5 protein-coding genes are annotated in these 6,812 nt (G+C 51.8%); 1 reads left to right on the forward strand and 4 read right to left on the reverse strand.

Annotation, left to right across the window (positions count from 1 at the left end; all coding sequences use genetic code 11):
- Nucleotides 1-1,385, reverse strand: a 1,385-nt coding sequence (locus N434_RS25110; protein WP_110757962.1) for a mannose-1-phosphate guanylyltransferase/mannose-6-phosphate isomerase, incomplete at its 3' end; no start/stop codon positions are given.
- A 356-nt stretch (nt 1,386-1,741) separates the two neighbouring features.
- Here N434_RS25110 and N434_RS25115 point away from each other — a divergent pair.
- The gene (locus tag N434_RS25115; RefSeq protein WP_110760755.1) at nt 1,742-2,701 is read left to right on the forward strand and encodes a polysaccharide pyruvyl transferase family protein; all 960 of its coding nucleotides are present in this window, start codon (nt 1,742-1,744) and stop codon (nt 2,699-2,701) included.
- A gap of 377 nt (nt 2,702-3,078) precedes the next feature.
- Here the strand turns inward: N434_RS25115 and N434_RS25120 are convergent, their stop codons facing one another.
- The 3 genes from N434_RS25120 to N434_RS25130 all read right to left on the reverse strand — a co-directional run.
- Entirely contained in the window at nt 3,079-4,347 is a 1,269-nt protein-coding gene (locus N434_RS25120) for a glycosyltransferase family 4 protein (RefSeq protein ID WP_110760756.1), read from the reverse strand.
- 142 nt (nt 4,348-4,489) lie between these two features.
- The gene (locus N434_RS25125; protein WP_110760757.1) at nt 4,490-6,253 is read right to left on the reverse strand and encodes an ABC transporter ATP-binding protein; all 1,764 of its coding nucleotides are present in this window, start codon (nt 6,251-6,253) and stop codon (nt 4,490-4,492) included.
- A gap of 349 nt (nt 6,254-6,602) precedes the next feature.
- A partial coding sequence (locus tag N434_RS25130; protein WP_181424074.1) for an AGE family epimerase/isomerase occupies nt 6,603-6,812 on the reverse strand: 210 nt, incomplete at its 5' end.

Here is a 6,812-nt window from a genome sequence, read left to right on the forward strand (position 1 = left end):
CCGATATAGGCCCCGGTCTGGATTTCGACCAGTTCGAGCGGGATCTGGCCCTCGTTTGCCAGACGGTGCGGCTGACCGATCGGGATATAGACCGACTGGTTTTCCGTCAGAAGCCGCGTTTCCTCGCCCATCGTCACCGTCGCCGTGCCCTTGACCACGATCCAGTGTTCCGAGCGATGATAATGTTTCTGGAACGAGATCCGATGGCCGGGATCGACCGTGATGTGGCCGACCCGGTAACGTTCGTCCACATACATGTGTTCGATATAACCCCAGGGACGATAAACACGCTTGTGGCTCTGCGTCCGCGGCGCATGTTCGCCGTCCTTCAGCGTCTCCACCAGACCCTTCACATCCTGCACCCGGTTCTTCGGCACCACCAGAACCGCATCCTTGGTGGCCACCACCACCAGATCCTTCGCCCCCACCACCGTCGTCAGCAGTTGCGTGGAGTGAATGAGGCAGCCTTCGGAATCGATGAAGACGCCATCGCCTTCCAGCGCATTGTCATTGCCGCGCTTGTCGGCGATCTCCCAGATCGCATCCCAGCTGCCGATATCCGACCAGCGGAAATGGCCATGCACCACCGCCATGCGTCTGGTTTTTTCGATCACCGCATAGTCGATGGAATTTTTCGGCGAGGCCTCGAAGCTTTCCTGATGCAGACGCACAAAACCGAGGTCGCTTTCATATTGCTCGACCGCCTGCGTCACCGCCGAAAGAATCTCCGGCGCGAAGGCCTTGAGTTCGGCGATCATCACATCGGAGCGGAACAGGAAGTTGCCGGAGTTCCAGAGATAGCCCTTTTCCAGATAGGAGATCGCCGTCTTCATGTCAGGCTTTTCCACGAAGGCGTCGACCGTGCTCAGGTCCTCCTCGCCGTCGATCGCCTCGCCCGGCTTGATATAGCCATAGGAGGTGCGCGGCTCGCTCGGCACCAGGCCGAAGACGACAATATTGCCCTGATCGGCAGCCTTGGCCCCGAGTTTCACGGCGTCGGAGAACTTGTCGGCATCGAGCACCACATGGTCGGCGGCAAGCGCCAGCACCAGACATCCCGGCTCGCGACGCTCCGCCAGCACGGCGGCAGCCGCCATGGCCGCAGCGCTGTCGCGGCGGGCGGGTTCAAGCACCACCGTTGCCGGCAGGCCGATCTCTTCCGCCTGACGGCGGGCGAAAAAACGGAAATCCTCGTTGGTGATGACGAGCGGCTCGGCATAAAGCCCCTTGTCGCCCACCCGCATCAGCGTCTGCTGATAGGTCGAAAGATTGCCGACCAGCGGCTGGAACTGCTTCGGCAGCTGATCACGCGAGACAGGCCAGAGACGCGAACCGGCACCGCCAGCAAGAAGAACCGGCGTGATCTTTCGGGTGTGTTCCTTCACGACAAAACCTTTCCAAACTCTCGATATTACGCTCCTTATCGAACAAGGAACAATAGTTCAAATGGAAGGAGATCCTGTCCACGATCCGCGTGATGCCGCAGATCGGCAACGCATTATGCCGACAATCTGTTCATATTTGGAAGCGAAGGCCCCGTTCGATCAATTGGTGCGCTGCACGTAGTTGAAGTCTTTGCGAATTGTCCCCTGAAGATAAACGCTCTGACCCCTCGCCGTCAGCGGGGTTAGCACGCTGAAATTGATGAGCGACAATTAATCATTGAAGATATTTCAGAGGTGGCACACCTCGTTTTTTCATTGCGATATGGCGGAAGATCAACGTGGACTAAATTAGAAAAATGGAAAATCAGAAAATCGCGTTCGTTGGGGCTTTCGGGGTAGGGAATCGAGGCGACGACTATCTGGCGTTGGCTTTCTCGGAGACGTATCGACCTGTAGTGCAGATTGGTTTTGCTCCCATGGAGTTTCTTGCCACTGCAGAATTTCTCCCGTTCGAAAAAGCCGCAGAACAAGATTATACGGGCTTTAAAGTAATAATATGCGGAGGAAGTTTTATATGGTCGGTGGAGCAACTTGACTGTCTGATAAACTTGGCAGCCTGCGTGAAAAAGACTTCGGGAACAATAGAAGCCAGATGCGTTCACGTCGAGAGCAACGTCGTTCTGGCTAACTCCGGGAAATTTATCGAGCTTGCCAAGCAGCTGGATTTAATAACCGTCAGAGATTCTCTCTCCAGGAAACTCTGCCAGGAATTCGGAATCTTCGCGGACATCGAGAAGGATAAACTCGCATCTTACATCCTTGGTAAATACGCCAAAAACACGCCCTCACCAAATGCCTATAGGATCGGATTTAATTTTCACAATTTTGGTGAAAATAGTCTGGACTGGTATTACGAATTTCTCGCCACCCTAAATCATCTTGCGCCGGCAGAACTAACATTAAACTATATTGTGCAGTGTCGCCATTTATCACACCCGGCATCGAATGAAGCAATGATTGCCGAGTTTTTGTTCAGCAAATTCGGTGGAAAAATCAATATTATAGACGGCGGGCCATCCTTGGACAGCTTGATCGATAGCTATCGCACCAATGACGTCGTCATCACCAATCGAACCCATGGCATACTGATAGCTGACGCTCTGGGTATCACCACCATAACCGCAGGCGTCAATGACGAAAAGGCCCTGGGCATCGCTCGAGATTTGGGAACGCCTGTCTATCACATGAAAGAACCACCGCGGGCCGCCGCAGCTCGGCTAGCAAAAACAATCTGGCCACTCTCCAGCACACCTTAACGGTGCAACGACATCCCGGCTTATTGCACCGCAAGCAAATCGAGCGCTCCCAAGCGGCCAATAATATCATGGAAAAAGCGTTACAAACTAACATAAATTGATGAGTCGGACGGCTCATCGAGAGGTAAGCTGGGGCAGGATGCAGTCAGCATGGCCGCTCTATTGAGTAAGCCCAGTCACTGCAGGACTGTTAGGCTGTGGACATCCGCAGGGTATATAATGGGCAAGCATACTGCGTATGCATCTCATAAATATCGACAATGGTACCTGCGTCTGCGAACCTGACGCAAACGGAACAGACTCATATTATTGAGGCGCGTGCAAACGACTGCTGGAAGACAACTTTCGAGTGGGAAACGACGTAGAAGAGAAAGCCCTCACAGGTTACGGATCGCCTGCAGTATCTCGGCCGCCACATCATGCCATTTACGCATCTCAGGTTTACTTTGGGCGATTTTCGTTCTCAGGGCCTCGTACTCCTGTGGATTCGTCCATAGCCCTTTTATGATCTCAGCCAATTCAGCCGGTCGATCAGGGTCAAAATATAGGCCCAGGTCGCCACCGGCTTCCCGTAATGCAGGTACATCGGCGGCCAATGCCGGCGTACCACACCAAAGCGCTTCACTGACCGGCAGCCCCCACCCTTCCATCCTGCTTGGCAGGACTAAAGCAAAAGCGTTTCGATACAGACGCTCGAGCTCCGACTGATTGGGGTCGAAGATAAAGTGGATCTTTTCCTGCAAGGCCGCAAAGCGCTTGTTTTTTATAAATTTCTCAACACGTTTGCGACGTGCGCCGGCCAACAGCAAATCCGGAACGTCCAGTCCACTTTCGTGCAGCATCAACATAGCTTCGACGACACACTCCAGATTCTTCCGGCCGTTGTAAGCGCCCACACACAACAGATAGCGGGAGAGAGACGAAACCTTTTCAATAGGCTCTGACGTTGAACGTAGTTCGTAGCAAAGAGGTACCGCGACAACTTTTTCAACCGGCGGCAAGATGCCTGCCTGCGAAAAGTGACGAACTTCCGACGCTGTAAATTCAGAGTTCGTCAGGACAAGCGAAGCGGCGTTAATTACAACACGGTTATCGTAAAGGAAGTTCTTCGGAAATGAAAACTGATTGCGGTGACTGAAATTATGCAGGGGAATCATATCGTGAAGGAGAGGAACAAACTTCAGTTGAACCCCCTCCTTCTGGAGCGCAAAAAGATAATCGGAGAGAATTTTCGGACGGCCGAGAGCCACCAGTATCTGTCCCTGGAGGTCTACCTCTTTTACCGCTCCCGATTCGATCCTGGCCCATCGCCTGGCGTTGATAAAATCGGCCCACCTATGCGCAAGCTTGTAAAGCTGCCTTTTCCAGAAGCTGTTCGTCCCGTAATTATTTTGCCGCAACCGTAAAGGCGTTGCGGCATCGGGAATGTTTGGATCAAGGACTCCAGTGGGAGAGCGCTCTCCTATGCGTGGGAAGACCTCAAAAAAACGGCGATGAAGAGGGGAATAAATTACATAGCGAATATCGTTATCGATTAAACTCAATTCGTACGCGACCTCCATAACGGTCCGCGCAATTCCGTAGTATTTAAATTTGATCTTTGAGTTAAGAAACAACTCCGAAAGATCAAAAAAAACTTCAGCCATGCTATGTCAGTCCCAGTTCGAAGGGAGTTGAATACGCAATTGCGTAAAACTTCCACACAGTCGCTATCTAAATCGGGAATTCAAGAAATACGCGAAGATGCGGCACCACGTATTTAATAATTCTCCCCTCCCACCGAGGGGATCAGGCTACATCTGTCTCAAACTGGATGCTGTGGAGGCGCTTGTAAAGCCCCTCATTGGCAAGCAGTTCGCGCCTGCTACCCTGCTCGACAACCTGCCCTTTATCCATGACGACAATCTTATCCGCGCGATTGATTGTGGATAGTCTATGGGCAATCACGATAGAGGTCTTGTTTTGGGTCAAGCGTTCAAGTGCGTCACGCACCAAAGCTTCAGATTCCGAATCCAGAGCACTCGTCGCTTCATCAAGTATCAGGATGTCGGCGTCGCGCAACATCGCACGCGCAATGGCTACACGCTGCCGCTGGCCACCGGACAATCCGGAACCGTTTTCGCCGAGAACAGTGTCATATCCTCCAGGCATGCTCATAATAAAGTCGTGTGCATTTGCGGCTTTGGCGGCAGCTATAATTTCTTCCTCACTCGCATCATCACGGCCGACGGAAATATTATGTCGAATAGTCCCCGAGAACAGGAAGGTCTCCTGCCCGACATAAGACATATGTTCACGCAAGCTTGCGAAAGAAACGTCTCGCAAATCCACTCCGTTGACGATGATGGCACCGGTCTGTGGGTCATAGAGACGCATAATGAGATTAATTATAGTAGATTTACCGCTACCGGAGGGGCCAACCAACGCGGTCATTTTGCCCCCCTCAAAGACGACATCAACGTCATTCAAGACAGGCTGGCCCGAAATATATTCGAAACTTACATTTTTCAGTTCAACATCGCCGCTCGTTTTGGGAAGTGCGACAGGATCCTTCTTCTCGGTGAGAGTGAGCGGAGCATCCAGAACTTCAAACATCATGCGAACGCCGATCATCCCGCCTTCAATGGTGACGCGCATGCGGGCAAGGCGTTTCGCGGGTTCATAGGCCAGCAGGAGAGCCGTGATAAAGGACATCAGGTCACCGGGTGACCCTCCTTTTTCAAGGACAGTATAACCAGAAACCGCAATCACGATCGCAATTGCAATGCCGGATAACGTCTCCATGATGGGGCTGGTCGCCGCTTCAAGCTTGGCGATACCATTTGATCGCTGCTCCACATCCGAAACGGCTTTATTCATGCGCTTGAGCATCAACTTCTCAAGGGAAAACGCCTTGATGACGCGAACGCCCACACTTGTCTCCTGCACGACGTTGATAATTTCGCCGATTGAAGCAAGTTCCGCTTCCATGATCTTGCGAACGCGCTTCAGCACCAGACGCACACCAAAGATAGCCGCCGGCCCGACAATCATCGATATCGCGCTCAGGAGGAAGTTCTGGGCGAACATCACGATAATCAGGCCAAGAAGAGAAAAAAGATCGCGCACGAAAGAAGTAACAATCGTGTCGATTACGTTTCGAGCAGCCTGTGCATTATAGGTCACACGAACAAGCAGCTCTGAAGACGGCATATTCTGGAAAAAAGATACACCTTGCTTCAGAAGCCGATCATAAATTTTGCGCTGCTGCTCAGAGACAATACTATTGCCGGCTTTACTAAGGTAATAACTTTGGACGAATGTCGCCAAACCCTTGATAATAAAGATCGCCGCAACAGCGAATGCGATCTCCAGAACAACATCGAAACCACGCTTCAGATATACGCTATTAACAATATCACGCATGATCCACGCGCTAAGCGATGTCGTAAGAGCGACAATAAGCATGGCAGCGATCGAAACAACGTACCATTTGGCATGTTTCTTAAAATTTTCCCTGAAAAGCCGATGCAACAGTTTATTGTCGTTCGGCGAGAGAAAAGATATGATCACGGAGATTTCCTTATTTAAACCGATACTACGCGACTTGATAAGTTGCCGACAACTTGATCATTACTCGACAGCCAAACAATTGACGATTGATCTCGACCTTGACACCAGGCGCAGCGCTTCAGCTCCTACTCCATCATCAACTCATCGAAAAAATCGCGAAAGCACAATTAATGTGCGTCAACGCCTCGTTCTCGCGATGGAGATAGTACCAGGAATGAAGAGTGTCAACTGCGGACCAGCCATGCAAGAGAGCTGCAACGGACCGAATGAGATGACTTCACCCAAGGCCCTTTTCATTGATGCGCTGAGCTGAATCAAACGCATAAACAATTATTTTTCCTAACCGAAGTCATTGCATCTCTTTATTTTGCGAACGCGGCTCGTCGTTTTTTTCTGCCTCGAAAGCCAGCACGGCCCCTGCCTCATAGATGGCGCAGACGATGTGATAGAAGGTGCTGGCCGGTGCCGGCTCGTCGATCATCGGCCTGTCGGCCGGCCATTTGTCGAACCACAGACCCTTAACCGGCGTATCGAGGAACGGCTGCAGCGCGCCGATGGC

The organism is Rhizobium sp. UGM030330-04, assembly GCF_003208455.1.
In the GTDB taxonomy this organism is placed as follows: domain Bacteria; phylum Pseudomonadota; class Alphaproteobacteria; order Rhizobiales; family Rhizobiaceae; genus Agrobacterium; species Agrobacterium rhizogenes_A.

Excerpts from the sequence above, each read along its gene's own strand:
- N434_RS25115 (WP_110760755.1), top strand. The coding sequence starts at position 1,742 with ATGGAAAATCAGAAAATCGCGTTCGTTGGGGCTTTCGGGGTAGGGAAT.
- N434_RS25120 (WP_110760756.1), bottom strand. The coding sequence starts at position 4,347 with ATGGCTGAAGTTTTTTTTGATCTTTCGGAGTTGTTTCTTAACTCAAAG.